Origin of the sequence: Desulfovibrio oxyclinae DSM 11498, from assembly GCF_000375485.1 — a bacterium.
In the GTDB taxonomy this organism is placed as follows: Bacteria; Desulfobacterota; Desulfovibrionia; order Desulfovibrionales; family Desulfovibrionaceae; genus Pseudodesulfovibrio; species Pseudodesulfovibrio oxyclinae.
Window position 1 is genome coordinate 82,501 of record NZ_AQXE01000011.1, and the last position, 26,292, is coordinate 108,792.

Below are 26,292 nucleotides of genomic sequence, written 5' to 3' on the forward strand. Positions count from 1 at the left end.
GAAAAGGTTTGGTGTCATGCCTGAACAAAATGCACGCGATCTGCCCTTCTTCAGCACAAAAAAGGGGCCGACGGAAAAACCGTCGGCCCGATTCGGTTCGGCGCATGGTCCGCTCCGGGTCATTGTGTCCCGGGCGGAAAAGGCGACCTATTCAAACCAGGAGTCGACCAGTTCCCGGTTGGCGTCAATCCACTTTGCAGCCCCTTCCTCCGGATCGTCGGCACGCTTGATGGTACCGATGAGCTCACCGAGGGTGGCGTCGGTCATGAACCAGTTGTTCATCCACTTCAGCACTTCACCGAAGTCTTCTTCAAAGCCCTTGCGGGTGATAAAAAAGATGTCGTCTCCGTCGCCGTATACGTTCTTGGGATCCTCAAGGTACTTGAGGTCATATTCGGCAAAGGCAAAATGCGGGTTCCACAGTGTCACCACGACGGGCTTCTTCGCCTTGTAGGCCGCATCCAGCACACCCAGCATGGCCGGTTCGGAGCTTTCCACGAACTCATATTCCAGTCCGTACGCATCCACGGCTTCGCGGGTCATTTCGTTCAGGCTCGAACCGGAGTCGATGCCGATGATCTCCTTTTCGAACATCTCGGCGTTATCGGACAGTTCGGCCAGAGAGTCGATTTCCACATACGACGGCACAACGAGTCCGAGGCTGGCACCCTTGTACCATGCGCTCTGAATGTCGAAGTCCTTGCCGAAACGATCCACCATCGGCTTGTCGGAGTTGGGCAGCCACACTTCCAGACCGATGTCGAGAGAGCCGGATGCCACGCCGCCGTACATGACGCCGTTGCCGACCTGCGTCAGCTCGACATCATAACCGCGCTCTTCCAGAAGAATCTTCCACATGTTCGAAACAGCCACGTTCTCGGCCCAGTTGTTCACGCCGAAACGCAACGTCTTTTCCTTGGCAGCCGCCGGCTGCGAAAAGACGGACAGGACAAACGCCATGGCCACGATCGCAATGATTCCTTTCAGCCTCATCATACATCCACTCCTTTGATACTGTTGCATGTTCCGCGGTGAGTCCAACAAAAATGCCTTGACGAATTGGAAGCCCGCTGCCTTGTCGAGATTTGGACGGTCAGTTCCGCCGTCCGTCATCAGATACGCTGTATGATATACAAGTATGTCGGCAACATACTAAACGTCTTGAGTTGCTTGAATTCAAAAAGCGTCCCAGGGGACGGCTTGCTGATGCAAAGGGGCGACAGATAAAGCGTCCCCTTGTCGGGCGAGGCGGTTACGGGCCCTTCGGCCAGTTCCAGGAAAGCGGGAATATGTCCGGCAGGAAGCGCATCATCGAAAACGAAATTACCGGTGCATTCAACGTTCGGATGCCTGCCGTTGAGCGACTGCATACGCTCGAAACAGCGAACCACCTCGGCGCTCACAAGCGGCTTGCCGATATAATCCAGCGTTTCCTGATCCGCCGACTCAAGGCCGACATTGATATGGACCTTCGCACCGCATGTATCGAGCTTTTCGAAAAAAGCGTCCTGCTTGCTCATCAGGGACGCGACGCTGGCAAAAATGAAGACATTGACGCCATGCATGAAGGAGCGCCTGAGCCTCAGCCCTTTCATCGCCTCCGAGACGGCAAAGAGAATATGCTCCTCGTCGGCGTTGAGCGCGTCGTGATCGCCCAGAAAGATGGAATTGTAATTGTACAGGTCGTTTCCGTAGAACGAAGCCAGCGCTTCGACCTGCTGTCGAATCTGTGCGCGGGTATGCCCCGAGAACGGCATGTCGTTCTTCACCGAACAGAAGCGGCATTTGTAGAGGCACCCCTGCGAGATGTTCAGCGGAATGACGTCGTAATCCGCATGCCGCGCATCGGGCGGCAGCACGGATGTCCGCCCGCCGCACACACCAAAAAGAGTTTCCGCCTTGGCCTGAAGGCGCTTGGGGGAATTCTGCGCGGCTTCATCCAGAAATCTCCGGAACCGACCCGGCAGATCGTCAGCCGCGTTGCGGATCTTTTCGATCTCGTCATGCCAACCGTTCAGAACCCGCCTCACGCCCGGTGACGCAAATGGATCGTCGCCGAGAATGGTGTTGGTTTCGTATGGCAGATTGGGGAGGTAGTACTCTCCAACCATTTTATACACTTCGCTGTACGGCTCGGGAATCCTGAACGAGACCGGGGCCGGAAACGAGGCATCTGTCAGTGTTTCCCACGAGCCCGCGTAGCCGCCGGTGGAATAGTACACCCAGTCGTTTCCGGCGGTGCGTTTAAGGTATTCCAGATCGCTCGGCCAGTCTTCTCCACGCCCTTCGGCCCTGACAATCTCGTTGTTCAGATTGAACCGAAGCAGCATGGACTCGGTCTCTACCTCCGAATATACGCCGTACATCACCGGACGCCGCTGCTTGACGTGGGTATCCTCGCCGCGCCTATGCAGCGCGATGCGGAACCCGTCGCCTTCGACGGTTTCGGTGTGGAGGGTTGCGATATCCGTATTCATGGCCGTGCCCCCTACCGCAGCAGTTCCTCTTCGAAGGGATAGTGCGTCAGCAGTTTCGTGCCATGCTCGGTGACAAGCAGCTGCTCCTCGAGCTTGACGCCCTCATGCCCACCGTTCTCACCGATGTAAGACTCGACGCACAGCGTCATGTTCGGTTCGATCACCCCGTCGTAGCCTGCGTCCGGGAAGTCGGCGCGATGATAGAGGTAGGGGTACTCGCCCGACATGCCCACGCCGTGAGCGGAAAGATAGTACCGGTTGGCGTGGTATTTTTCCGGGATGTCCCAAGCCTTGTCGGCGTATTCGCGAAAGGTCATTCCGGGCTTGATGATGCCGATGTTGTGCTGGATCTGCTCGTACGCGATCTTGTACAGGGTGCGCTGCTCTTCGGTGGGAGCGTCGGGCCCCGCGTGGAAGGTGCGGGAAAAGTCGGAGTAGTATCCGTGGCAGCCCACCACGTCGGTGTCAAAGCCGATCAGCTCGTTTTTCCCGATCACCTTGTTGGCGGATTCCTGAAACCACGGGTTGGTACGCGCGCCGGAGCTCAGGAGCCTCGTCTCCACGTAGTCTCCGTTCAAAGCGATGATTTCCTGATGCAGGATGGACCACAGCTGGTTCTCGGTGATGCCGGGACGAATCGCACCGCGCATCTTTCCGGTGGCCTGCTCCGTGGCCTGAAGCGAGGCGATCATGCACTTGATCTCCTCGTCGGACTTGATGCAGCGGGCCATCTCCACCGGTTCCTGCGCGTCCACGACCTGCACGCCGTTCTTTGCCATCTCGATGGCCACCCCGGCGTTCATCCGTTCAATGCCCACACGCAGTTCAGGACCGACCAGTTCCTTCATGAGCGCGATCATCTTGCGCGCCCACTCAATCTCGCGCTCCTTGATGTTCGGCCCTGCCGCTACAAAACTCGCGGTCTCCGAGGGGCGCACTTCGTCGATGGTCTCAAGGCCGTCGGCAAGGTGCAGGCAGCCGGTGAATTCGAACAGAATGCTCCTATCCTGCGTAAGCAAAAGATACCGGGAGGGAGCGTTGCGTGATGAGAAGACCTGCATATTTCTGGCGCCGGTGGCGTAGCGGATGTTGACCGCATCGGACAGGATCATGGCGTTCACGTCGTAACGCTCCATCTGTTCGCGAACACGGCCCAGCCTGTAACGGCGAACCGCCTTCAGATCGATGCCCATGCTTTCGGGAGCAAGGTCCACCAGCTCCGGCCAGCACATGCTTTGATCGTCCGAATGCCACTCTATGAGAGCCATATTCCACCTCGGGTTCTTTGGCGTTTCAAGAATCTTTGTTACCGCCCTTTCGGCGTTGTTCGGGTGCCAACCTATACGCAAATTACCCCACCACAAAGCTAGAACCTATCTATTTTTTAGATAGGTTCTAGACCGGGAACCATTCTTCAGCTATGGTGTCTCAGGCAAGCGAATTGACAACACTGGATATTACCTTTGATTTCATTCAACTTTTCTCATTTGGAATGCTTTGTGGCTGCCGCTGAATCCGGCTCGTTCTCGGCGGCGGGTCGTCTGTTGGGCAAAGCGCAGTCCGGTGTCAGCACGGCCGTGGCAAACCTTGAAATCGACCTCGGTGCACAGCTTTTCGACAGAAGCCGCAAGTATCTGACGCTCACCGACGAAGGCGAGGCGCTCCTTCGCGACGCGCTCGGGGTCATACGGGGGGCGCAACGACTCAAGGACCGGGCCCTCTCTTTTTGCGCCGAGGAAGACACGCACATCCGCATCGTACTGGACGAGGCGCTACATCCGGAATTCATCGAGCAATACCTCAGACCTTTCGAGGAGATGTTTCCATTCACGGAACTGGATATTCAGACAGGAATCTTCAATGACGTGGAGGGATATGTCGCAGCAGGCAAGGCGGATCTGGGGTTGCTGATCAGTTCCGGCATCCCCAAGCGTCTGGAGGCGTACAAGCTTTTGTCTTACATCCCCTTTCAGGCTGCGGCCTCAAGGCACCACCCGCTCACTCAAAAGGAAGGGGTTTCCGTGGGAGACCTTGAAGACGAACGACAGATCGTCGTCACCAGCCGCGGAGAAGACAAGGATACCGAGGTAACCCACTTCAGCCAGAAGCGCTGGCTCATAGACAGCTACGCCGCCTGCGCCTCGCTGGTGGAGCGCGGCCTCGGCTGGGCGTTCTTTCCAGCTCCGCTGCTCAAGAGCGCGCTGGCAAAACGCGACATCCTGCCCATCTCGCTTGAGCTTGAGATACGCGAACACGCTTCGCCGCTATATCTGATCCGCAACCGCAACAGGAAACTCGGCCGGGCCGGGCAATGGCTGCTTCGCAATCTGGGCGAATATCAAATCTGAACCGGGTCGCGGCCAATCGAACCTGTCAGGCTGGGCACGCAGCAACCGAGCGGCTCGGAGCACTCACGAATCCTCAACTTCTCCTTTTCAAAAAAACGCACGCCGTTTATCATGTTTATTCAACTATGCTTGGAACGACCATGCAACCTAAAGGAGCTTTCATGAAGAATACATGGTTCAAATGGCTGCTGGCGGCCTTTCTTTGCCTGACACTTCTGGGCTGCACAAACCTGAAGACCAACCAGCAAAAGGGCACCGCTTATGGCGCAGGCACCGGCGCCGCTGTCGGCGCCATCCTCGGGCAGGCCATCGGCAAGAGCACCCAGGCCACGCTTCTCGGAGCCGGGATCGGCACTGTCATCGGCGGACTCACCGGCAATCAGGTGGGCAAGTACATGGACCTGCATGAACAGGAACTGCGGGATGCCGTGGCCGCTTCCGAGGCAGCAAGCGTCCAGAGGGACCGGGAAATCCTCCGGGCCACGTTCAAGGGCGAAGCGTATTTCGACTACGATGAAAGCGAACTCAAGCCCGGGGCGTATCCCGAGTTGAAAAGAATATCCGACGTGCTCATCAAGTACCCGCACACCACGATAGAAGTGGCCGGACACACTGATATTCGTGGCTCGGAAGAGTACAACCAGCGACTGTCCGAAAGACGCGCTCAGGCCGTAGCTGACGAACTCATCCGAAACGGCGTTTCAGAGCAGCGCATCACCACCGTGGGGTACGGCGAGTCGCGTCCCGTTTCTTCGGATCATGCGCGCAACAGACGCGTGGAAGTCACCATCAAGCCGATTCGAAAAAGCTGACCGGCCATTCCGAAACCAGCGTGAAGGGTGTCGCCAACAGGCGGCACCCTTTTTCGCTGCCGCATAATGCCAAAAGCCTAGTTTTCCTTTCCTTGCCGCAATTGGTTGCACACCAGACACAACAACCAGCTACAACCCTTTGCAAAAATCTCCCGGAACGCTATATTTGCCGAAATCTGCGGACTCGGGCGTGCTTTCAGCGCTTGAGGGATTGCGACACAGAACAGGCAAGGAGCTGCCATAATGACCCAACGGATCACCACCGGCAAACTCGCGGTTGACCAACGGCTTTACGACACGCTGTCCCCGCTGGCGGAGGAATGCGGTATCGGCGTGGAGTCCTTTTGGGCCGCACTGGAACAACTCGTGGAGGAATTCGGCGAGCGAAACAGCGACCTGCTGAATACGCGCGAAAAACTTCAGGCGTCCATTGACGAATGGCACCGGAAGCACGCCGGGAAAAGCCACGACCATCAGGCATATCGCACATTTCTTGAGGAAATAGGCTACATCGTCCCGGAAGGCGACGACTTTAGCGTCACCACGGCAAATGTGGACCCTGAAATCGCCACCATCGCCGGACCGCAACTCGTGGTGCCCGTAACCAACGCGCGCTTCGTGCTCAACGCGGCCAACTCCCGCTGGGGCAGCCTGTATGACGCCCTATACGGTTCCGACGCCATCCCCGAAACAGACGGTGCGGAAAAGGGAGCTGAATACAACCCGGTGCGCGGCGACAAGGTGATTGCCGAAGCTGCGGCATTTCTCGACATCGCGGCTCCCCTCGCACAAGGCAGCCACGCGGATGTGGCGCGCTACTCCCTGAGTGACGGCGGCAGGGCCCTTGGCATTGAGCTGGCCGACGGCACGGAAACCGGTCTGGCCGACCCGGATCGCTACAAAGGTTACTCCGGCGGTGAAGAGGCGTTCTCCATTCTGCTCGAAAACAATGGACTGCACGCCGAGATAGTCGTGGACAGGAACCATCCGGTGGGCGCGGGCAACCCTTCCGGCGTCAGCGATGTCATCCTCGAATCCGCCATGACCACCATTCTCGACTGCGAAGACTCCGTCGCCGTAGTGGACGGCCCGGACAAGGCGCTCGCCTATGCCAACATCATCGGTCTTGTCCGCGGCGACCTTGAAGCGCGCTTCCAGAAAGGCGGCAGGATCGTTACCCGCACACTCAATCCCGACAGGGAATACACCGCGCCCGACGGATCCTCCTTCACTCTTTCCGGAAGGAGCCTGCTGCTGGTGCGCAATGTCGGGCACCTCATGACCACCCCGGCCGTACTTCTGGACGGGCAGGAAATTCCCGAAGGCATTCTCGACGCCTTTGCAACGGGTCTCATCTTCAAGCGCGACATCACGGGCGAAGAAACCGTCGGCAACAGCGCATCGGGGAGCGCATACATCGTCAAACCCAAGATGCACGGCCCTGACGAAGTGGCATTCACCTCGCAGCTTTTCGGCCGAGTCGAAGAACTGCTGGGACTGCCGCAGACGAGCCTCAAGATGGGCATCATGGACGAGGAACGCAGGACCACGTTGAACCTCAAGGAGTGCATCCGTCAGGCCGTCGACCGGGTCATTTTCATCAACACCGGCTTTCTGGACCGCACTGGTGACGAGATTCACACCGACATGGAAGCAGGCCCCATGGTTCCCAAGGACGCCATGAAGGCCCAGCGCTGGATCACGGCCTACGAGGACTGGAACGTGGACATCGGCCTCGAATGCGGGCTTGCGGGCAAGGGGCAGATCGGCAAAGGCATGTGGCCCAAACCGGACAGAATGCGCGAGATGATGGACACCAAGGCCGCCCACCCGGAGGCCGGAGCCAACTGCGCCTGGGTGCCTTCCCCCACCGCCGCCACCCTGCACGCCATGCATTATCATGAAGTGAACGTGGCCGAACGCCAGAAACAACTGGCAGGCAAGCGCCGCGCCAGCCTTGACGATCTGCTGCAACTGCCCGTCATGACCGACCCCATCTCCGCGGACAAGGTTCAACGGGAACTGGACAACAACGCACAGGGCATCCTCGGCTACGTGGTGCGCTGGGTCGAACAGGGCGTCGGCTGCTCCAAAGTGCCCGACATCAATGATGTGGGCCTCATGGAAGACCGCGCCACGCTGCGCATCTCAAGCCAGTACGTTGCCAACTGGCTGCTGCACGGCATCTGCACCGAAAAGCAGGTCACGCAGACCCTTGAACGCATGGCAGCCGTCGTGGACAAGCAGAATCAGGACGATCCGGGCTATCGCCCCATGTCTCCGAACTTCTCCGAAAGCGTCGCCTTCCAGGCCGCCCGCGACCTCATCTTCAAGGGCCGCACACAACCGTCGGGATACACGGAACCGATTCTCCACGCACGACGCATCGAGGCGAAAGAGAAATTCGGCATTCTGTAATCGTAAATAGGCTGCCCGGAACTCCGGGCAGCCTTTATTCCGTGTAAGGGGACATGTGCCGGAGCTGATGCTTAAGGGATTGCAGACTGATTTGAACGAGATTGTCTGAACGTACTTATGAGTTGGCCAAGTCTCTACCCTTAGCTGGCCTATGAAAGGGAACTTTACACATTTGAAGATGCAAAAAACTGCGGTGGCTAGAGTACCACAAATAACAGAATAAAACTAAGAACTAAAAGAAAAGAGCCTCAGTTGCATTCTGAGGCCCCTGTTTGACTTGAACAATTTATTAATTTATTTTGGGTTGTTAAGTACCAACACATCAGCAACATATGTATACACCCCTGTATATAAAGGAAAAACCGTTTAGAGGAAGATCCTCTAAACGGTTGGAAAAATTGGTGGAGCTGGACAGAATCGAACTGACGACCTCTTGAATGCCATGCCAACGCTGTCGCCCATACATATTGAAATCATTTGGACTTTTTCCGGACAATCAACTTTTTTCGGGGATTTGCGGGTGGTGTTGGAGGGGTTTGGTTCACCGAAAGGTTCACCAGAAAATGACAATCACACATAGCCTTAACCTTTCTTGCTTGACAAAAATAACTGGCCAGTTTAACTGGAAGTTAGAATTTTGGAGGTAGCTATGTACGCTCGACTTGAAAACGTCACCCATTGTTCTGGTGGAGTTTGGGAAGTAGCAATTGAACCCCATAGGCTTATGCACTTTGGTAGCCCTCTTGATCAAAGAGGTAGTGTTAGCATTCTGCTCATCGAATCCCCTGTCTATGACAATGTAGGCAACAGCCTAGAATTTCCTCTCGATTCTGCTGTTGTGATGAACCTTGGCTGTACGTCGACAACTGTCTTAATCGATGCAGCAAAGGGTCAAGCTGACAACGCTGCCAACAGCTCGCCCACGTCGAAGCCCACTTCGGCTGGTGATAAGCGCTTTTTGGAAAAGCTCGGATCACAACTGAAAGACAAGAGAACAATAGGAGAAGAGATTCTCAAGGCGATAAGACGCCAAAGCGCTGGTGAACTCACTTTCAAGGAAAAATCGGGAAAGTTTGTCGAGTCTCCGGACAATTTTTGGGTCGTACGAATACAACCCAGGGTCCGAAACTTGCGAATTGTTGTGTATGGCCTCCCAGAAGATCATAAGCCGTATAAGCGAATCAGCTTAAAGAAGGATATGTCGAGCTATTCCAGTTTTATCGTCGACAATATGGACCAAGTAGAGGAAGCTGTGGATGCAATTCTTAGCGCGAAAAAGATGAAGGACCTTAGGTAAACGCGAGCAACCGCTTGAACAATAAACAAGCGAAAGGAGTGTCCCAACATCCTGTTCTCAAATATATTTTCCCAGATTAGCCAACACCCCATTCACCCCACGGTTCACCAAACGGTTCACCACCAACGAAAAAAGGGTGGTCGGACTCTTCGCCTAACCGCCCCTTTTTCTTAGGGAAATATGTGGTGGAGCTGGAGGGAATCGAACCCACGACCTCTTGAATGCCATTTTTGAGGACGTTCAACTTACAGGACCATCTAAGCAAACAATAATACTGGACTTATTTGCCGCCAAGCCTATTCGAAACACACTGTAGCATGCTGTGCAGAAAGCGCGGAATGTCGTTGATTTAGCAGGGCGTCGTGGGAAAAGCGGACACGAAAGGCCTATAATCGAAAGAAGGTTGCCCGATCTTTAATGGGAAGTGATCTGCTCCTTTTTGACAGACTTCCACCATTGAGAGAACGCCTGTTGCGTATTGGTCAGATCGACCGCTTCGCCGATCTTCGGTGTCAAGACCCGGTATGGCTTGCCAGCCCCAGCCGCCGTGAATCGCCTGAACGGTTCATCAAAGCGATAATCCGGAAATAACCGAAGAGTATCCGTTGATTCTCATCACCGGCAGTCGGTTCATGCCCATGTATCATTCCGAACAGCGGCAGATCGAAAAAGCACGTAAAAAAGTACCTGATCCGCTGCTCTCCATCCATCCGGATACTGCCACCGGGCTTGGCCTGGCCGAGGGTGACTGGGCCGTGATTACCTCACCTCACGGTTCCATACGTCAGCGCGTCCACATCACCGACACCATGCATCCGAAGATGGTGGACGCCCAACACTCCTGGTGGTTCCCGGAGCGCAATGAAAAGCTACCCGAACTGTTTGGGGTCTTTGAGTCGAACACGAACATGCTCTGTCCTGACGCGCCGGAATTCTGAAGCCCGGAAATCGGCAGCTGGCCTCATTCCGCGCTCATGTGTCGTGCCGAAAAGGAGTGATTTGAAAAGGCAATGTAAGACTGTGTATGATTGAAGAGCAGTAGCAATGAGGCCAGCGGAATGGTTTCCAGGTTGCGTTTACGGAAGATAGCTTTTGACCTTCTCTGGACAAAGACTCATGGCTGCATCCAGTGCCTCTTCCGGTGTTGAATGCACGACACAGAACCAATGTCCGCCAGGGAACTCCTCCTTGGGAACTACGAAGACTGTTTCCCCTCTTCGTACTGTAATGGAATCATGAACACAGTTCGTAATGAGTTCTTTCAGATGGATCTTTGTGGCATCCACATCAATGCATGCCACAAAGACTTTCTTCTCTTTTCCACCAGAAAGATGTTTTGTCCCTTCGCTCACAACAATCCTTTCAACATCTCCACAGGAAAGGCAAAGGTCGCATGCCACTGTCTGCGCTGCGAAAGCATGTAAAAGAATAAAAACCAAAGACAGACATACTAACTTGTTAATCATTCCAATCCTCATAAATTATCGTGTAGTCAACTTGGATATTGTCTGAACCGTGAGCCAGCAATCGAATTGTCCATGTGACAGGGGCATCCTCATCAGAAGTCAAATTGATCGTGTGCGAAGCCTGGGGAGGACAGGCAACATTTTCTTTGGACTCATCATTGACTTCGAGCCAAACGCCGGTTGTGACACCGCCCCAAATCCCCTTCAATCGGATATGGATGTGTTTTCCTCCTTTAAACCGGTGCCACTCATGACCAGATAAAGAACCATTAATATACCGTTTTTGTTTCCGCAACGGATGCTTTTTTATCTCGCATTTACAATTCAGATGAGGACGTTCCGGCTCTTCCATGAACTCCTTGCCAGCCATGGTCCGGCACTTCTCACATGCTTTTGGCTTTGGATGCACTGTCCAATAATAATCCTCTTTATGATCAAACTTGTTTGCCTGGTTCTTCCTCTTATACTCAGCTTCGGCCCTCTTGAACTTTGCTAAGCTCTCTTGAGTTGATACTCCGACCATGCGTTTAGGCATTCCATAAACAAGTTGGTCATCGCCAAGGTGTTGTACCCAATCTTTCGTCATCTCTTTTCTCCTTTTGCCCTGTTGGCTGTTCGTTTGTTTGCGAAAAGCCTACCACGGGTTTTTGGATGAAAATCATCGAAACACGATGTCGTCGATCAAATGCATCCTCTTGTCGATGGGATGCAGGCAATGGTCGGTAAAATGCTCGTAACTTACCGAAATTTCACCTTGACAGCTTTTGGGACTCCGCTTTTGAGGTCTGATCAATTTGTATATTCTTTTGTATATTCCACGAAAAAAGGCTCAGAAGGAAAACCTTCTAAGCCTTTATAATCATTGGTGGAGCTGGACAGAATCGAACTGACGACCTCTTGAATGCCATTCAAGCGCTCTCCCAACTGAGCTACAGCCCCACTGCGTTGGGAGAAATGTGTTTAGCGAAACACGGTATCGCTGTCAACACATTCGCGGGAGAAAAATGAAAATCGTTGAAAAGACTACCGAAGTCGCGTGGCAAGCCAGTCCAGTACGAGTGAAGGATTGACCGGCACCTGCGTGTTCAGAGCATCCTGAGCTTCGCCAAGGGCGAGATCCAGACGTCGCAGACCGGCAGGTCCGAGCTTTGCCGCCATTTTGGCACCAAGATCATCCTCTGCGCCGCTCATGGCATTGCGAAGATGCCGCTGCATGCCGAGCAAGATCTGAAAGGCCAGATCAGCATCCACTTTTCCCTTGGTGGATGTCCGGGAGAACCAGCCTCGGCCCGACTGCCAGAAGCCGACCATGGCCGCGCACCATTCATCGATATCCGAATCATTTGCCGCGACCTCGGGCCAAGCCAAGGTCACCACGAAACTACGGGAAACCAAGGTCTCCAGAAGCCTCTCGCGCTGCGGAGTGCACAGGACAAACACATTCCCTGGACGGGGTTCCTCAAGAGACTTGAGAAGCGCGTTGGCCGACTCGGTCATGAGCCGCTGGGCCTCGGCAAGGATGGTGACGCGATAGCCATCGCCGTGAGGCGGCTGGCCCCATATGGGACGAGCCTCACGGATGGGTTCAACCTTGATGAGATCCTCTCGCCCGTCGAACACCATGAGGTCCGAAAAGGCCTGATCCGATATCTGGCGGCAGGGGGCGCATCCGGCACAGGGCTTGTCCGGAGCGGTGCAGTTCAGGCGCATGGCCCACCACTGGGCGGCGGCGAACCGTTCGTCCGCGTTGCCGCCTTCGATGACCACACTCTGAGGCGGATTGGACGCCAGGGCGCCCAGCCGAAGAATCGCGTTCTGCTGTCCCGAAAGGACGGTGAGCGGATCAGTGCGGCCGGACGCCATGGCTTGTATTCCTAAAAGGTCTGTTCACGGTCGGGGCCGACGGACACCAGTCCCACGGTCACACCGGTGAGTTCCTGAATGCGCTCCAGGTACTTCTTGGCGTTCAGCGGCAGGTCGTCCCAGCTCTTGGCCTTGGTGATGTCTTCATCCCAACCGGGCAGGATTTCGTAGACAGGTTCCACGTTGGCCATGCCGTTCTGCTCCTGCGGCGGATAATTAACGATCTCGTCGTTGTACTTGTACCCGGTGCAGATCTTGAGTTCCTTGAGCCCGGAAAGCACGTCTAGCTTGGTGATGGCCAGCTCGGTGGGACCGTTGAGACGCACGGATTCACGCAGCACCACCAGATCGAGCCAACCACAGCGACGGCGACGGCCAGTGGTGGCGCCGTATTCGCCGCCCTGCTCCTGCATGAAGTTGCCCACTTCGTCAAAAAGTTCGGTGGGGAACGGTCCGCCGCCGACACGCGTGGTGTACGCTTTGACAATGGCGATAATGCGGTCGAGATCGCGCGGGGAGCTTCCCGAGCCCGTGGCCGCGTTGGCGGTCACGGTGTTGCTGGAGGTCACGAACGGATAGGTGCCGTGATCGATGTCCAGATGTGTGCCCTGTGCGCCTTCGTAAAGGACCCGGCCGCCTTTTTCGTTTATCTTCTGGATGGCGGTGGAGACATCGCCCAGATACGGAACGAGACGTTCGGCGTACGGCAGGATGTCTTCGTAAATATCATCCGCATCAAGCGGCTCAACCCCGTAAAGGTGCTGGAGAAGAACGTTCTTTTCTTCGAGTCCGCGCTTGATCTTTTCACGCAGCAGCACCTTGTCCTGAAAATCAGCGGCACGGATGCCGCAGCGATGCATCTTGTCCTCGTAGCAGGGACCGATGCCGCGCCCGGTGGTGCCGATCTTTTTGCTGTCGGATTTGGTGGATTCGCGAGCCGCGTCCATGACGCAATGATACGGCATGATCACATGCGTCTTCTTGGAAATCATCATACGCGAGGGAGAGACATCCAGGCCGCGTGCGGCGAGTTTGTCGATTTCCTCGCAAAAAACCTTGGGATCCAGCACGACGCCGTTACCGATGAGGCATTTCTTGCCCGGATGCAGCACGCCGGAAGGGATAAGGTGCAGGATGCACTTCTCGCCGCCGACCACCAGCGTGTGTCCGGCGTTGTTGCCGCCCTGGAAGCGGACGATCGCGGAAGCCTTCTCCGCGAGCATGTCCACGATCTTCCCCTTGCCCTCGTCCCCCCACTGGGAGCCGAAAACCACTACGTTAGCCATTGTTCAACGCTCCTTGACGCGGGCCGAGGCAAAGCTGCAACCCGTAAATTGACCACAAAACGGTAATCTTGCGTAATGAATACGTGAAGATGTGTCAACTGCAGCTACTTGTCTCGCGGGGTAAAGCGCAGCACCTTGCCGCGGGGAGTCGAATCATCGCCGTTTTCGGCGGGATCGCCCTCTTCCGGGGCCTGCTCGCCCTTCACTCTGCCCTGAGGCGCGGTAAGCGCAGTCAAATCAATCCCGCCGTCCTGCGGTTCGGGATTTCGGGATTCGCTCCAGCGGTGATTGAAAAGCTGGTTCTTCAAGCGCACGGACTGCAGGAGGCAAAAGACGAGCACGTCATCCTCCCAGCGTTTGGTCGGCTCGAATTCACGCACACGCTCGGCGTATTTTTCCCATACGCTCATGAGAGAGGCCTCGTCATAGGCGTTGAGCTGACGCGCCATCTTGACCAGCGCTTTTTCCAGATACGATTCTGCCATGGTGGTTTCTATCTCTCCTTGATTGGCAATGCCGTGGCTTGCATAGCAGATTCCCCGCCGGCAGCCAATGACTAATGACCAAACAGAAAGGCCGCCCCCGACCGTCGGAGGCGGCCTCCCCTCAGGAGGTTATGCACGTCGAGTATCAAAAGCGTTCGAACTCGTCGTCATCCAGATTGATCATGGCTCCGGAGTCGGTGCTGCCACCGCCCCCGCCATCGTTGGAATCCTTGGGCTTCTTCTTGGGAGTATTCCCGGAAGAAGGCAGCGGCTTTGCCTTGCCTGCGGACTTTGCCTGCGGCTTCTTCTTGGCTTGCTTCTTTGCGGGCTTTGCGTAACGGCTCTGCTCCTTGCTGCCGCTGGCAACCTTGAAAAAGCCTATGCTTTCCTGCAGCTGTTCGGCCTGACTCGAAAGCTCCTCGGCGGTTGAGGCAACTTCCTGAGAAGCAGAAGCATTCTGCTGCACGACCTTGTTCAGTTCCTGAATGCCGGAGTTGACCTGCTCGGCCCCTGAAGTCTGCTCATCGCTGGCAGTGGATATCTCCTGAATGAGTTCCGAGGTCCGCTGAATATCCGGCACGATCTTCGAGAGCAGGTCGCCGGCTTCCTCTGCCACGGCAACGCTTGAAGTGGAGAGTTCGCTGATTTCGGCAGCCGCCTGCCCGGAACGTTCGGCGAGCTTTCGGACTTCCGCCGCAACCACGGCGAACCCCTTGCCATGCTCACCAGCTCTGGCTGCTTCGATGGCCGCATTGAGAGCAAGCAGGTTGGTCTGTCGAGCTATTTCCTCGACTATGAGAATTTTTTCCGCGATCTGGTTCATGGCCTCGACGGTCTTCCGGACGGCCTCGCCGCCCTTTTCGGTATCAGAGGCCGCCTTCACTGCAATGGAGTCCGTCTCCCGAGCGTTCTCGGCGTTCTGGCTGATACTGGAAGTCATCTGCTCCATGGACGAGGAAACCTGCTCCACGGCGGAAGCCTGCGTGTTCGCACCCTGTGACAGTTCCATAGATGCCGATGCGAGCTCTTCGTTGCCCGCGGTCATGTTCTCACTGGCTTCCTGAACCGAGGCCACGACATCACGAAGCTCGCTGACCATGCCACGCATTGCATCGGCCAGTTGCCCCGATTCATCACGACACCCCTTGGGGATTTCGACGGTGAGATCACCCTTTGCGAGCCTGCGGGCGGCTGCAACCGCGGACTGGAGGGGGCCGACCATGCCTCTGACGACCATGACCACGATCAAAAGGACCAACGCGATCACGACGATGGAAGGGATGATGATCTTCAGACGCAATCCATTCATCTGCTCCTCGACATCATCCACGTAAATCCCGGAGCCTACGATCCAGCCCCATGGCTGGTAATTCTTCACGAAAGAAACCTTGGGAACAGGCTGCTTCTTGCCGGGTTTGGGCCAGACGTAATCGACAAAGCCGGAGCCTTCGCTCTTGGCAACCTCAACCATTTCCCTGAAGAACGACTTGCCGTTTTCGTCCTTGAGACCGATAACCTGCGTCCCATCGAGATCCGGCTTGATGGGGTGCATGATCATCTTTCCGTCCATACCCTGAATCCAAAAATATTCATTCCCGGAATAGCGAAGCGAGCGTACGGAATTCATGGCTGCCTGCTTGGCTTCCTGCTCGGTTATCTCTCCGGAGGAAGCCATGTTGGCGTACCCTTCAATGAGGGTGTAAGCCACATCCACCACACTTCTGGTTGCAATGCGCTTTTCCTGCATGAGAGCGTTGCCGGTTACAGGCAGGAAGTAACCGAGGAGCCCGGCAAGGATTATCACTGCCGTTCCGCCAAAGATAGCAAGAATCTTCGTTTGCATCTTCCAGTCGCAAAATCGTTTCATTCCGCCCTCCGGTAGTCGAAACACAAGATGGTCATTTACTCTGGATTCCTGATTAAACAGTACACAAACAGAGAGAAACCGCACCATTTTTTCCCAGAAAATAACGCCGCTAACAGCCCGTTGCCCGGCGGTTGGTCCTGTGATATGAGACCTCACCCCACAAACCGGAGGAGTCATGAGCGATCTCAAGAAAATGTACCGGACCCTTCAGCAGGACCCGTTTCCCGAAGAAATGACCATTGAGCTCGGAGGGCAGAAAATGGCCTTCCGCAAGCGCACGTGGGAGATCGACGGTGAGACCAAGGGCCTGCGCTATGGAGAAAACCCCGACCAGCCCGCCGCTCTTTTCGAGCCGGTCGAAGGCGAACTGGAAATCGGCGGCGTCAAGCTGCGCGGCCCCGGACAGGGCCTTGTTTGCGCCCTGACCGAGCAGCACATGCTTCAGGCAGGAAAGCATCCCGGCAAAATCAATCTGACCGATGTGGATAACGGCCTGAACATTCTTCAGTATCTTTCCGCAAAGCCCGCAGCGGTCATCCTCAAGCACAACAACCCGTGCGGCGCCGCATGGACCGATGAAGGTCTCGCCACCGCGCTGGACCGCGCCTTCAAGGCCGACCGCATTGCGGCATTCGGCGGAGCCATCGTCGTGAACCGCAAGCTGGACAAGGCCACCGCAGAGATTGTCAACTCCGCCTACTTCGAAGTTGTCGCCGCCCCGGCCTACGATGCCGATGCTCTCGAACTGCTCAAGAGCAAAAAGAACCTGCGCATTCTTCAGATTCCGGGAATCGAAGAACTTGAAAAGCTCGCAGGCCAGCCCTTCCTCGACATCAAGTCCCTTATGGACGGCGGCATGGTGCTTCAGTTCTCGTTCTGCAACCGCATCCTCGCCAAGGAAGACTTCATTTCCGCCAGCGCAGAGAAGGACGGCAACGCCTTCACCGCTCGCACTCCGGATGCCCGCGAGGCAGATGACCTGCTCTTCGCATGGGCAGTGGAAGCCGGCGTGACCTCCAACTCCGTGCTGTTCGTCAAGGACGGCGCCACGGTGGCGGTCGGGACCGGAGAACAGGACCGTGTCGGCTGCGTCCTCCTCGCCATTGGCAAAGCGTACACCAAGCACTCCGACCTGCTCGCCTTCGAAAAGACCGGCAAAAGCCTTTTCGAGCTCAAACTGGCAGCCAAGGAAGACGACTCCCTTGCCGCCACCCTGAAACAGATCGAAAAACAGACTGAGGAAGAACGCGGTGGCCTCCCCGGCTCCGTAGCTGTTTCAGACGGTTTCTTCCCCTTCCGCGACGGCGTGGACCTGTGCATTGAACAGGGCGTCAGCGCCATCGCCCAACCCGGCGGCTCCATCCGCGACCACGAGATCATTCAGGCCGTCAACGAGGCCACCCCGCAGGTCGCCATGGTCTTCACCGGCCAGCGCAGCTTCAAGCACTAGCAACCGCCTAGTATTACATTGAAAAGGCCTTTCCACACCGGAAAGGCCTTTTTTTGGACACCTTGCCCCGCACCAGGATTTGACATCCAACGCCGGAACACCTATCGTCAATCGACGATTAACGATGGATGGAATCATGAAAGAACACGAAACGGAACGTCTGGCCGGATACTGCAAGGCACTGGGCCACCCCACGCGGGTGCTCATCCTTCGCAAGCTCATCGAAATCAATCGCTGCACCTGCGGCAGTATCGTGGATGAACTGCCGCTGGCCCAGTCCACCGTAAGCGCGCACTTAAAGGTCCTGCGAGAATCCGGACTGATCCACGGCGAAATCGAAGGCCCCAAGACCTGCTACTGCGTCAACCCCGAAGCCATTTCCGATATGGGGACCCTGATGCAAGCGCTCGGAGAACGATAATGAATGATCTCAAAGAACTGAACGACGTCATGTTCAATCAGCCAATGATGGCTCCCTCGTCGCAAACGGAAGAAATCTGCTGAGGCCCTCAGCCCGACCCCGAGGCCGGGGTCTACGAACGTCCCGGATACGACATCTGCGGTTTCGTCGAAGAGTTCATGGAAACTCCCGCAGGAACCGTTCCACGCATTTCCTCGAAAATCCGTTTCAAGGACCACTTTGGAACGTTCCTTGTCCGCACGGGCTTTATACGCACCAACTACCGCGTCACGCCGGGCGTCCACGCTGTGGGCAACCCAGGCCCGGACTCTCCGGTGATTGTCACGGCCAATTACAAACTGACCTTCGACGTCGTCCGGCGCGATCTCGCCTGTACCGATGTCTGGCTGTTGGTCATTGACACACGCGGCATCAATGTCTGGTGCGCGGCGGGCAAATCCCTGTTCTCCACGGATGAGGTCATCCGCAAGATACGCTCTTCGGGCCTTGAAAAACTCGTCGGCCACCGTTCGGTCATTCTGCCCCAACTCGGAGCTCCGGGCGTAGCCGCTCATGAAGTGAGAAAGGCCACCGGCTTCAAGGTGAAATACGGCCCCGTCCGATCCTCGGACCTCAAAGCGTTCATCGAAAACGGCCTGAAGACCACGGACGACATGCGCGCCGTATCCTTTACGCTCAAGGAGCGCGCTGAACTGATACCCATTGAAATCGTCATGGCCTGGCGTTGGATTTTGCTTGCCCTGCTCCTCTTTGTGCTGCTGGGCGGAATAGGGCCATGGGGGTATGACGTTCATGCCGCGTGGTCCCGAGGCTGGGATGCGTTTCTAACCGGCCTTGCGGGATTCCTGGGCGGCACGGCGCTGGCCCCCCTGCTCATGTCCCGGCTACCCGGACGCATGTTCTGGCTTCATGGCGCGCTTCTGGGGGCAATCGCTGCAGCGTGCACGGCGTTCATGGTGGCTTCGGGGCCGGGACCGGTGTTGATCGGTACGGCTGCCGGTTCATTCATGATGATGAATTTCACCGGCTCAACGCCGTTCACCTCGCCCACAGGGGTTGAACATGAAATGAAACGGGGCATCCCCTTCCAGCTCGTCACCGCGCTGCTCGGACTCGCGCTCTGGATCGTCATGCCCTTTATCACGGGAGGTGCCTGATGAAGGATTTTCGCTACCTTGAAGGAATGGCCACACTCAGTCTCGACACGCAAAAATGCGTCGGGTGCGGCATGTGCCTCGCCGTGTGTCCCCATGAGGTTTTCCGGCTGGAAGACGGCAAGGTCGTGCTGGCTGACCACGGAGCGTGCATGGAGTGCGGCGCCTGCGCACTGAACTGCCCGGTGGATGCGGTTTCCGTCACTCCCGGCGTGGGGTGTGCGTCGCTGATCATCAAGCGGTGGCTCGGCATCCGCAGCAGCGGCGGTTGCTGCTGATAGATAATCCCTATGATTCGCCCAGACGGCCATGCCGACAAACGATTTGCCTTCGCACTCCGCTATCGGGGTACACTCCCGGACATTGATGAAACCAATAGGAGGGTTGACCAATGTCCGAGTCCGCGTATCGCGAAATGTGGGAGAAACTGGACCTCGATCTTGCCGCGCATGACGGCCTGCTTGAAGTCCTCGGCAAATTTTACGGCGACATATACCTATCGCAGAAAGGCCGCCTGAACGGCGCAGAATATCTCGACTTCGTCCTTTCAGAAGTCCACGGCCTGCGCATCAAGGAGCTTCAGGATGCCAAGGCGCAGGGAAAGAAGGTCATCGGCACCTTTTGCGTATTCGTACCCGAGGAACTGAGCCTTGCGGCCGACGCGGTGCAGGTCGGCCTGTGTTCCGGCGCGGACGCGGGCAAGGAACTGGCGGAAGAGATCGTCCCGCGCAACACCTGTGCGCTCATCAAGTCCTTCATAGGCTTCAAGCTCGCCAAGCTCTGCCCCTTTACCGAATCCTGCGACATGATCGTGGGCGAGACCACCTGCGACGGCAAGAAAAAAGCCTACGAGACCTTCGGCGAGCACGTGGACAACATGTACGTCATGGAGGTTCCGCAGCGCAAGGAAGCCTCGGACCGCGAGCTTTGGAAATCCGAAGTGCTGCGCTTCAAGGACTCCCTCGAAGAACTGACCGGCGTCGAAATCACCGCTGAACGGCTCAAGGAAGGCATTCGCATCGTCAATGAAAAGCGGCGCGCCCTGCAGCGGCTGAACGCCCTGCGCGCGGCGGTACCCACCCCGATTTCCGGCCGCGACGTGCTTCTGGTCAACCAGATCAGCTTCTATGACGACCCTGTCCGTTTCACCGAAAACATCAACAAGCTCTGCGATGAAATTGAGGAACGCATTGCCGCATCCGAGGGCGTGGTCCCCGAGGGAACCCCGCGCGTCATGCTTTCCGGCTGTCCCATGGCCGTGCCCAACTGGAAGCTGCCCTGGCTCATCGAAAGCTCGGGCGCGGTCATCGTGGGCGAGGAATCCTGCATCGGCACCCGCAACTCTCGCGACCTGGTGGACGAATCCGGTGAAACGCTGGAGGAAATGCTCGACAACATCGCGGACCGTTACATGAAGATCGACTGCGCCTGTTTCACCCCCAACGACGAACGCCCGCAGAATGTGGAATCCATGGCGCGCGAACTCGACGTTGACGGAGTCATTCAGTACGCGCTCATGTTCTGCCAGCCCTACACGCACGAATCCATCAAGCTGGACCGGCGCCTCTCCGAAGCGGAAATCCCGGTGCTTGGCATCGAGACCGACTACTCCATGGAAGACGCGGAACAACTCAAGACGCGCGTGGAAGCGTTTCTGGAGATGATGTAGATGATCGCAGGCATCGACATCGGTTCCAGATCCATGGAACTGGTTCTGCTGGACGACGGCAACATAGTGTCGCAACGCACGCTGCCCACCACCTTCGATCCTGTGGCGCAGCTGCGAAAATTGCTGGCCGACGTCGCTCCGGAGCGATGCATGGCAACCGGATACGGAAGGGAGCTCGTGCGCGAGGCCGGGCTCCCGTGCCCGGTGGATACCGTCACCGAAATCAAAGCTCACGCCACCGGGGCCCATGCGTTACATCCTGAGGCCGTGACGGTTCTTGACATTGGCGGACAGGATACCAAGGCCATATCCCTGAGCAAGGCCGGAAAGGTGCTCAAGTTCGAAATGAACGACCGGTGCGCCGCCGGAACCGGTAAGTTTCTGGAATACACGGCCGCGGTCTTCCAGATTCCGGTGGAGGAATTCGGGGAGTATGCCCTCATGGGAGAGAACGCCCCGGTCATCAACAGCATGTGTACGGTCTTTGCGGAGACGGAGGCCACGTCCCTTATGGCGCGCGGCACCCGGCCCGAGGACATCGCCCTGGGACTGCACATGTCCATTGCGCGCCGCACCGTGAACATGCTGCGCCGCGTCGGCGGCAAGCTCCCCGTGGCCTTTGTCGGCGGCGTGGCGAGAAATCCCTGTATGACATCGCTTCTGCGCCAGCTTCTGAAAGCTGACGGCCCCGACCTTCTCACCCCCGAGGCTCCGGAGATGACCGGCGCGCTCGGCGCCGCAATGTTGGCCTGATTGGCATAGAAGGACCGTAGCCTCGCCATGCCCGGCGGAGCTACGGTCCATCTCCTGCCGAATATCATCCATTACCCTCGATTCAAAGAGATTATTCCTGCACACAGTCCGAGAAATGCGGACTCTCTTTTTCAATCCTTCATTTTTTTTCAAACGTAAGGTATTGCTTTCCCCAAGTACCAATTACAAATGGTGGCCTCCCGACATGCCGGAAGTCTGCCTCACCCTAGGAGCCGGTTGGCATGACCAGATTCATTGTGTGCATCCTGCTGACACTCATGATGGCGACCCCGGTCATGGCCGAAGGTCAGCCGGAGCTGTTGGTGGCCACCGAGGGCGCCTACCCTCCGTTCAATTACATTGACGAAGAAGGACAGCCTGCCGGGTTTGACGTGGATATCGCACGGGCCATATGCGACATTATGAACCGCGACTGCCGTATCGTCACCGCCCCGTGGGAACAGCTGCTGCCGCGACTGGCTGACGATGAATTCGACATGGTCGTGGCAAGCGTCGCCAAGACCGAGGAGCGAGACCGGATCGTGGACTTCACCATTCCGTACTACCGCTCCCGCAGCAATTTCGTCGCCCGAACAGGACGCTTTCCCGACGCCTCACGAAAGACGTTTTCCGGCAAAATCATTGTGGCTCAGCGAGGTACCGTTCAGGCCGAGTACATCCGCAAGAACTACCCCGAAAGCGAGTTGGTGACCGCTGACAGCACCAAAGCGGCCTTCAAGATGCTGGTGGACGGCAAGGCCGACGTCATGCTCAGCGACAGCCTCACCATTTACGACTTTCTCCAAACGCCCGAAGGTCGGGATTTCGACTACACCGGGGCCGCCCTGCCTGCGGACAACGTCTCCAGCCATTCGCACATCGCCGTGAACGAAGGAGACGACAAACTTCGTAAAGAGATCAACCGCGCCATCCGACTGCTCAAGGCAGAGGGACTTTACGACAGAATCAACAAACGCTATTTTCCTTTCAGCATCTACTAGCCCCGCAACGGCATGAGCGAACAGACACAGGATCAGACTTTCAAACGCGCACGGCACGGGCTCATGCCCATCGCCATGCGCTATCTGTCCCTCATCTGCCTGCTGATGATCCTCACCGGTCTGCTGATCGGACACGCCCTTTTCTCCATCCACACACTCTCCGAAGACACGCGGGACAACGTGCTCAAATCTGTTTCGGACAATCTGCGCACCGCAGTCAATCTGGAACGTTTGTCACGATTCGCCCAGATACTTTACCGCAGCGACGATCCCGAGGAACGGCGCCGGTACATGCTCGCGGCTCATGTCCTTTCACAGGATGCCACCTTCGACGGCACGCCTTCCATGGCTTCCATAGCCCATTCGGTCGCCACAAGGATGCGCACCATCCATGCCCTGCGTGGCGAACAACACGAGCTCATGACCCATGCAGCTGATAGTTTTGAGGAATTTGAACGCATGTCGGGCGGACGCGATCGCACCCCGGCCCTCAAATTGGGCCTCAAGGCGCTGCGCACACAGGACTCCGAAGACCTCGCCATAATAGCTGAAAAGCTCATGCTTCAGACGGAGTCAGACAGCCCCGAGCTCGATCCGAAACAGGCTACCCCGCTTCGCACCATGGTGAAGCATCTTCGAGAGAGTGCCGCTCTGGGTGGCCGCATAGACGAGATGTGGACCGAAATATCTTCCACTCTGGACACCAATGTCGGGAAAATATCCACCCGCACGGTCAGCACGGCCTCGGACCGGTTCACGGTCATTGCTGAAAAATCAAAACAGACCTTGGCCATAGGAGCCGCGTGTTTTCTGATTATTCTCGCCGGACTCGGCATGGTCGTCCTGCTTGTACGGCGGGACATTCTGCGTCCCATCCTCAATTCTGTGACCATTCTCGATCAGGTCCAGCGAGGCGACATCCCGGAGCGTTTTCCGGGCGCCCGTCTGAGGGAACTGGATGACATAGGCTCTTCCGTGGAACGCTCCGCAAGGTTGGTCAGACAGATCGCTGAACGCACCGACGAGCTTGAGCGCACCAATGCGGCCCTGGTCCGGGAGATTTCCGAACACCGAAAGACCGAGGCGCAACTGCAAAAAGCCATGGCCAAAGCCGAGGCGGCCGGACGCGCCAAAAGCGATTTCCTTGCGGGCATGAGCCACGAGATTCGCACCCCCATGAACACCATCCTTGGCATGGCCGACCTGATGCTCGAAACCGATCTCACGGACCGCCAACTCAAGTACATCACCACCTTCAAGACTTCCAGCCATCTGTTGATGGGCATCCTTAACGACATCCTCGACTTTTCCAAAATCGAGTCCGGGCAGCTAGAGCTTGAAAGACATGCGTTCGAGCCGGACAGGCGGATATGGGAACTCACGCGCGGCATCGCCCAGAAGGCCGAAGCCAAAGGCGTGGATTTCCGTTTGAACATCGCGGATGGCGTGCCCGAAGTCGTCATCGGCGACAGTGGCAGGACCAGCCAGATACTCATCAACCTGCTCGACAACGCGGTGAAGTTCACAGAAGAAGGCTACGTTTCCCTCACGGTGGAAGCCCGCCCGGGCCGGGACGCGGACGGGGTGAATCTGTGCTTCACTATCAGCGATACGGGCATCGGCATTTCCGAGGAAAAACAGGAACTCATCTTCGGCAGGTTCACACAGGCGGACGCCTCGACAACCCGTAAATACGGCGGCTCCGGGCTGGGGCTGAGCATATCCCGCGCCCTGACGGAATTGATGGGTGGCAGCATGAGCGTGCTTTCCACCGAGGGTGAAGGAACAACCTTCCAGTTCACGGTTCCCTATGTGAAAGGCAGTCGAAAGGACATCCCCGACGAACGCCAAAAGGACCGGACCCAGAAACTGGAAAAGGTGCTGCAACAGCGCGATCTGAGCATGCTCATTGCCGAAGACTCAGACAACAACCGCGCGCTCATTGAGCTTTTCCTGCAAAACAGCGTGAAACGGATCGACTTCGCCGAAAACGGTGCCGACGCCGTGGCCCTGTTCCGCACCGGGAAATACGACGCGGTGCTCATGGACATTCAGATGCCCGAACTTGACGGGTACGGTGCAACACGCATGATCCGCGCACTCGAAGACGACGAGGGCCGATCGCGGACTCCCATCATCGCGCTGACAGCCAACGCCATGGATCAGGACCGGCTGCGCTGCCTCGAAGTCGGCTGTGACCACTACCTCTCCAAGCCGGTGCGCAAAGCCGCTCTGCTGGAAGCCATCATAGACGCCCTCGACTAGAGCGCGTTCTCCAGAATCTTCCTGAGTTCATCGCGGGTAAGATCCACAGGATTGCCGCGCATACTGCTGGCTGCCGCAGCGGCCTCCACCATCGGCTCGATATCCTGCTTTCCCATTCCGTAGGCGGAAAGGCCCGGAATCTCCAATTCCCCGCACAGCTCGGCAACCGCGCTCACACCGTCGTCCACGGTGGCGTCGGCCGTTCGGCAAAGCAGCCAGGCGGCTCCGGCATAGGCGGCAAGCCTGTCCGAGCCTGAATCGCGCTCTCGAAGCGCCTCGATATTGGCCCTCATGACATGCGGCAGAAGCGCGGCGCACACGGCACCGTGCGGCGCTTCGAAGCGTCCACCGATCGGCGCGGCAAATCCGTGCACCGCTCCGAGTCCGGCGTTAGCCAACGCAATGCCGGAAAGCATGGCCGCATACGCCATATCCTCCCGGGCCTCCATGTCTTCGGGATCATGCCATGCATCGGGCAACGCCGCGGCTGCCCGCGCGAGACCGTCGCGGCAGAGGGCGTCGGTCATGGGGGTCGCCTTGCGAGACACGAGCGCCTCAAGCAACTGCGTCAGCGCGTCCATTCCGGTGGAAGCCGTGACTCCGGGGGGCATTTCCACGGCCAGCTCCGGATCCACCAGCGCCACCTCGGGAATCATCATGGGCGAACGCAGGCTGACCTTCACCCCGTGTTCCCGCGAAAGCAGAACGGCGTTGGCGGTAACCTCTGCCCCGGTGCCGGACGTTGTAGGAATGGCGATGAGCGGAAGCGGCTTCCTTGTAATCGGCTCCCCCTTCCCGACCACTTCGAGATGCTCGAACATATCACCGGGGTTGGCAGCCAGCGCGGACACTGCCTTGGCAGCGTCAATAACACTGCCGCCACCGATGCCAACCAGTGCCTGTGCCCCGAACTCCCGGACCTTCTCACACAATGCGGCAACCGCATCCGTATCCGGCTCTCCCTGCGTCGGCTGAACCAATACCTGCGCGCCTGACTCCATCAACGCATTCGTCAGGTCATCGTGCCGTTGGGGCGAGGATCCCGTCACCACACAGACACGCTTGCCAAATGAGGAGACTATGGACGGCAGTTCCGATGCGGTCCCGGCTCCGAAGAGAATTCTGCCCGGTGTTCGAAAGTTGAAATGCATATTCTATACTCCACCGTATTTGCTGTTTTCATTCATTCTTATTGCGTCGTGACGCATGTGGTGTATGTTGGTCGATAACCGTGTTCATTGTGTACGCAAGCCTTAACCA

At 57.0% G+C, this 26,292-nt stretch carries 23 protein-coding genes and 1 tRNA gene; 13 read left to right on the forward strand and 11 right to left on the reverse strand.

Annotated elements, in window-relative coordinates; genetic code table 11:
• Positions 1 to 147: 147 nt before the first annotated feature.
• From B149_RS0112670 to B149_RS0112680, 3 genes are all read right to left on the reverse strand, one after another.
• Positions 148 to 996 carry a glycine betaine ABC transporter substrate-binding protein gene (locus B149_RS0112670; RefSeq protein WP_018125540.1) on the reverse strand — a complete coding sequence of 283 codons (849 nt, stop codon included), beginning with the start codon at positions 994 to 996 and terminating at the stop codon, positions 148 to 150.
• Between the two features lie 116 nt (positions 997 to 1,112).
• Complete coding sequence (locus B149_RS0112675; protein WP_018125541.1) at positions 1,113 to 2,477, reverse strand: radical SAM protein; 1,365 nt, start codon at positions 2,475 to 2,477, stop codon at positions 1,113 to 1,115.
• Positions 2,478 to 2,488: 11 nt separating this feature from the next.
• Entirely contained in the window at positions 2,489 to 3,745 is a 1,257-nt protein-coding gene (locus B149_RS0112680) for a M24 family metallopeptidase (protein ID WP_018125542.1), read from the reverse strand.
• A 231-nt stretch (positions 3,746 to 3,976) separates the two neighbouring features.
• Here B149_RS0112680 and B149_RS0112685 point away from each other — a divergent pair, with 231 nt between their 5' ends.
• The 5 genes from B149_RS0112685 (at position 3,977) to B149_RS0112705 (ending at position 10,290) form a co-directional block, all read left to right on the forward strand.
• The gene (locus B149_RS0112685; protein ID WP_245533216.1) at positions 3,977 to 4,825 is read left to right on the forward strand and encodes a LysR family transcriptional regulator; all 849 of its coding nucleotides are present in this window, start codon (positions 3,977 to 3,979) and stop codon (positions 4,823 to 4,825) included.
• A 161-nt stretch (positions 4,826 to 4,986) separates the two neighbouring features.
• Positions 4,987 to 5,637 (forward strand): YiaD family glycine zipper/OmpA-like lipoprotein, encoded by a 651-nt coding sequence (locus B149_RS0112690; RefSeq protein WP_018125544.1) that lies wholly within the window; start codon positions 4,987 to 4,989, stop codon positions 5,635 to 5,637.
• Between the two features lie 243 nt (positions 5,638 to 5,880).
• Positions 5,881 to 8,055: a malate synthase G gene (locus B149_RS0112695; RefSeq protein WP_018125545.1), complete on the forward strand. Its 2,175-nt coding sequence runs from the start codon at positions 5,881 to 5,883 to the stop codon at positions 8,053 to 8,055.
• Positions 8,056 to 8,704: 649 nt separating this feature from the next.
• Complete coding sequence (locus B149_RS0112700; protein WP_018125546.1) at positions 8,705 to 9,352, forward strand: hypothetical protein; 648 nt, start codon at positions 8,705 to 8,707, stop codon at positions 9,350 to 9,352.
• Between the two features lie 605 nt (positions 9,353 to 9,957).
• Complete coding sequence (locus tag B149_RS0112705; protein ID WP_018125547.1) at positions 9,958 to 10,290, forward strand: molybdopterin dinucleotide binding domain-containing protein; 333 nt, start codon at positions 9,958 to 9,960, stop codon at positions 10,288 to 10,290.
• Between the two features lie 138 nt (positions 10,291 to 10,428).
• Here the strand turns inward: B149_RS0112705 and B149_RS18580 are convergent, their stop codons facing one another.
• From B149_RS18580 to B149_RS0112740, 7 genes are all read right to left on the reverse strand, one after another.
• Positions 10,429 to 10,818: a hypothetical protein gene (locus tag B149_RS18580; protein ID WP_156816827.1), complete on the reverse strand. Its 390-nt coding sequence runs from the start codon at positions 10,816 to 10,818 to the stop codon at positions 10,429 to 10,431.
• Positions 10,811 to 11,404 carry a hypothetical protein gene (locus B149_RS0112715; RefSeq protein ID WP_018125549.1) on the reverse strand — a complete coding sequence of 198 codons (594 nt, stop codon included), beginning with the start codon at positions 11,402 to 11,404 and terminating at the stop codon, positions 10,811 to 10,813. Before B149_RS0112715 ends, B149_RS18580 begins: the two co-directional genes overlap by 8 nt.
• Positions 11,405 to 11,681: 277 nt before the next feature.
• Positions 11,682 to 11,757, reverse strand: a tRNA-Ala gene (locus tag B149_RS0112720).
• 84 nt (positions 11,758 to 11,841) lie between these two features.
• The gene (locus B149_RS0112725) at positions 11,842 to 12,681 is read right to left on the reverse strand and encodes a hypothetical protein (protein ID WP_018125550.1); all 840 of its coding nucleotides are present in this window, start codon (positions 12,679 to 12,681) and stop codon (positions 11,842 to 11,844) included.
• Between the two features lie 11 nt (positions 12,682 to 12,692).
• On the reverse strand, positions 12,693 to 13,967 hold the full coding sequence (locus B149_RS0112730; protein WP_018125551.1) for an adenylosuccinate synthase: 1,275 nt from the start codon (positions 13,965 to 13,967) through the stop codon (positions 12,693 to 12,695).
• A gap of 104 nt (positions 13,968 to 14,071) precedes the next feature.
• Positions 14,072 to 14,452 carry a hypothetical protein gene (locus B149_RS0112735; RefSeq protein WP_018125552.1) on the reverse strand — a complete coding sequence of 127 codons (381 nt, stop codon included), beginning with the start codon at positions 14,450 to 14,452 and terminating at the stop codon, positions 14,072 to 14,074.
• 145 nt (positions 14,453 to 14,597) lie between these two features.
• Positions 14,598 to 16,319, reverse strand: coding sequence for a methyl-accepting chemotaxis protein (locus tag B149_RS0112740; RefSeq protein WP_018125553.1), 1,722 nt, complete (start codon positions 16,317 to 16,319; stop codon positions 14,598 to 14,600).
• Between the two features lie 175 nt (positions 16,320 to 16,494).
• On the opposite strand from B149_RS0112740, the gene B149_RS0112745 reads away from it, so the two are divergent.
• The 8 genes from B149_RS0112745 (at position 16,495) to B149_RS18040 (ending at position 25,032) form a co-directional block, all read left to right on the forward strand.
• Complete coding sequence (locus B149_RS0112745) at positions 16,495 to 17,769, forward strand: AICARFT/IMPCHase bienzyme formylation region (protein ID WP_018125554.1); 1,275 nt, start codon at positions 16,495 to 16,497, stop codon at positions 17,767 to 17,769.
• A 136-nt stretch (positions 17,770 to 17,905) separates the two neighbouring features.
• A complete protein-coding gene (locus B149_RS0112750; protein WP_018125555.1) occupies positions 17,906 to 18,190 on the forward strand; it encodes an ArsR/SmtB family transcription factor in 285 nt (94 codons plus the stop codon).
• Complete coding sequence (hgcA, locus tag B149_RS0112760) at positions 18,190 to 19,347, forward strand: mercury methylation corrinoid protein HgcA (protein WP_252396623.1); 1,158 nt, start codon at positions 18,190 to 18,192, stop codon at positions 19,345 to 19,347. The genes B149_RS0112750 and hgcA overlap by 1 nt, the downstream gene beginning before the upstream one ends.
• On the forward strand, positions 19,347 to 19,622 hold the full coding sequence (gene hgcB, locus B149_RS0112765; protein WP_018125557.1) for a mercury methylation ferredoxin HgcB: 276 nt from the start codon (positions 19,347 to 19,349) through the stop codon (positions 19,620 to 19,622). The genes hgcA and hgcB overlap by 1 nt, the downstream gene beginning before the upstream one ends.
• Positions 19,623 to 19,735: 113 nt before the next feature.
• Entirely contained in the window at positions 19,736 to 21,013 is a 1,278-nt protein-coding gene (locus B149_RS0112770; RefSeq protein WP_018125558.1) for a double-cubane-cluster-containing anaerobic reductase, read from the forward strand.
• Entirely contained in the window at positions 21,014 to 21,766 is a 753-nt protein-coding gene (locus B149_RS0112775; protein WP_018125559.1) for an acyl-CoA dehydratase activase, read from the forward strand.
• A gap of 242 nt (positions 21,767 to 22,008) precedes the next feature.
• On the forward strand, positions 22,009 to 22,767 hold the full coding sequence (locus B149_RS0112780; RefSeq protein WP_018125560.1) for a transporter substrate-binding domain-containing protein: 759 nt from the start codon (positions 22,009 to 22,011) through the stop codon (positions 22,765 to 22,767).
• 12 nt (positions 22,768 to 22,779) lie between these two features.
• A complete protein-coding gene (locus tag B149_RS18040) occupies positions 22,780 to 25,032 on the forward strand; it encodes an ATP-binding protein (protein ID WP_018125561.1) in 2,253 nt (750 codons plus the stop codon).
• On the opposite strand, the gene B149_RS0112790 is transcribed toward B149_RS18040, so the two are convergent.
• Positions 25,029 to 26,183: an iron-containing alcohol dehydrogenase gene (locus tag B149_RS0112790; RefSeq protein WP_018125562.1), complete on the reverse strand. Its 1,155-nt coding sequence runs from the start codon at positions 26,181 to 26,183 to the stop codon at positions 25,029 to 25,031. The genes B149_RS18040 and B149_RS0112790 overlap by 4 nt on opposite strands.
• Positions 26,184 to 26,292: the final 109 nt, after the last annotated feature.

Coding starts and splice junctions, on each gene's coding strand:
- B149_RS0112740 (WP_018125553.1), bottom strand. CDS start 16,319: ATGAAACGATTTTGCGACTGGAAGATGCAAACGAAGATTCTTGCTATC.
- B149_RS0112725 (WP_018125550.1), bottom strand. CDS start 12,681: ATGGCGTCCGGCCGCACTGATCCGCTCACCGTCCTTTCGGGACAGCAG.
- B149_RS0112750 (WP_018125555.1), top strand. CDS start 17,906: ATGAAAGAACACGAAACGGAACGTCTGGCCGGATACTGCAAGGCACTG.
- B149_RS18040 (WP_018125561.1), top strand. CDS start 22,780: ATGAGCGAACAGACACAGGATCAGACTTTCAAACGCGCACGGCACGGG.
- B149_RS0112675 (WP_018125541.1), bottom strand. CDS start 2,477: ATGAATACGGATATCGCAACCCTCCACACCGAAACCGTCGAAGGCGAC.
- B149_RS0112715 (WP_018125549.1), bottom strand. CDS start 11,404: ATGACGAAAGATTGGGTACAACACCTTGGCGATGACCAACTTGTTTAT.
- B149_RS0112695 (WP_018125545.1), top strand. CDS start 5,881: ATGACCCAACGGATCACCACCGGCAAACTCGCGGTTGACCAACGGCTT.
- hgcB (WP_018125557.1), top strand. CDS start 19,347: ATGAAGGATTTTCGCTACCTTGAAGGAATGGCCACACTCAGTCTCGAC.
- B149_RS0112790 (WP_018125562.1), bottom strand. CDS start 26,183: ATGCATTTCAACTTTCGAACACCGGGCAGAATTCTCTTCGGAGCCGGG.
- B149_RS18580 (WP_156816827.1), bottom strand. CDS start 10,818: ATGATTAACAAGTTAGTATGTCTGTCTTTGGTTTTTATTCTTTTACAT.
- B149_RS0112690 (WP_018125544.1), top strand. CDS start 4,987: ATGAAGAATACATGGTTCAAATGGCTGCTGGCGGCCTTTCTTTGCCTG.
- B149_RS0112735 (WP_018125552.1), bottom strand. CDS start 14,452: ATGGCAGAATCGTATCTGGAAAAAGCGCTGGTCAAGATGGCGCGTCAG.
- B149_RS0112780 (WP_018125560.1), top strand. CDS start 22,009: ATGACCAGATTCATTGTGTGCATCCTGCTGACACTCATGATGGCGACC.
- B149_RS0112670 (WP_018125540.1), bottom strand. CDS start 996: ATGATGAGGCTGAAAGGAATCATTGCGATCGTGGCCATGGCGTTTGTC.
- B149_RS0112770 (WP_018125558.1), top strand. CDS start 19,736: ATGTCCGAGTCCGCGTATCGCGAAATGTGGGAGAAACTGGACCTCGAT.
- B149_RS0112775 (WP_018125559.1), top strand. CDS start 21,014: ATGATCGCAGGCATCGACATCGGTTCCAGATCCATGGAACTGGTTCTG.
- B149_RS0112700 (WP_018125546.1), top strand. CDS start 8,705: ATGTACGCTCGACTTGAAAACGTCACCCATTGTTCTGGTGGAGTTTGG.
- B149_RS0112745 (WP_018125554.1), top strand. CDS start 16,495: ATGAGCGATCTCAAGAAAATGTACCGGACCCTTCAGCAGGACCCGTTT.
- B149_RS0112730 (WP_018125551.1), bottom strand. CDS start 13,967: ATGGCTAACGTAGTGGTTTTCGGCTCCCAGTGGGGGGACGAGGGCAAG.
- B149_RS0112680 (WP_018125542.1), bottom strand. CDS start 3,745: ATGGCTCTCATAGAGTGGCATTCGGACGATCAAAGCATGTGCTGGCCG.